Origin of the sequence: Spirosoma soli (assembly GCF_042684525.1) — a bacterium.
Lineage (GTDB): Bacteria > Bacteroidota > Bacteroidia > Cytophagales > Spirosomataceae > Spirosoma > Spirosoma soli.
Window position 1 is genome coordinate 1 of the sequence record NZ_JBHULN010000063.1, and the last position, 583, is coordinate 583.

The following is a 583-nucleotide window of genomic DNA, read 5'->3' on the forward strand; positions in this document are numbered from 1 at the left end:
AGTGGGTTGCCCCATTCGGAGACCAGTGGATCAGCCCCTGCCAGCGGGTCCCCACCGTGTTTCGTCGCTTGCCACGTCCTTCCTCGCCACCAGAAGCCTTAGGCATCCCCCAGGCGCCCTTTTGCTGCGTGTTGCACGCTCTTACTCTAAAACTCGTACTAGCAACGCTTTACTTGTTTATCACCTTACACCAGCTTTACCAGTGTAAGTCTCTCCCTGTAGGTCAAAGAACATATGAACCCGAATGGTTCATGTGGAGAATAACGGATTCGAACCGTTGACCCCCTGCTTGCAAAGCAGGTGCTCTAGCCAGCTGAGCTAATCCCCCATTTACATTTTACTTGTGGGCCTGCGTGGACTCGAACCACGGACCTCTACATTATCAGTGTAGCGCTCTAACCACCTGAGCTACAAGCCCAGCACTTTGCATATTGACATCAATAGTAGCACTTAATTGGCTCCAGAAAGGAGGTGTTCCAGCCGCACCTTCCGGTACGGCTACCTTGTTACGACTTAGCCCCAGTCGCCAGATTTACCCTTGTCCGGTTGTTACCCCGAACTTCAGGTCCCCCCAACTCCCATG

At 53.0% G+C, this 583-nt stretch carries 2 tRNA genes and 2 rRNA genes; all 4 read right to left on the reverse strand.

Going from position 1 to position 583, the window contains the following annotated elements:
* Nucleotides 1-134, reverse strand: a 23S ribosomal RNA gene (locus ACFSUS_RS29085); the annotation flags it as partial.
* 120 nt (nucleotides 135-254) lie between these two features.
* Nucleotides 255-328, reverse strand: a tRNA-Ala gene (locus ACFSUS_RS29090).
* 16 nt (nucleotides 329-344) lie between these two features.
* Nucleotides 345-418 (reverse strand) — tRNA-Ile (locus tag ACFSUS_RS29095).
* 46 nt (nucleotides 419-464) lie between these two features.
* Nucleotides 465-583: ribosomal RNA gene (locus ACFSUS_RS29100) — 16S ribosomal RNA — on the reverse strand; the annotation flags it as partial.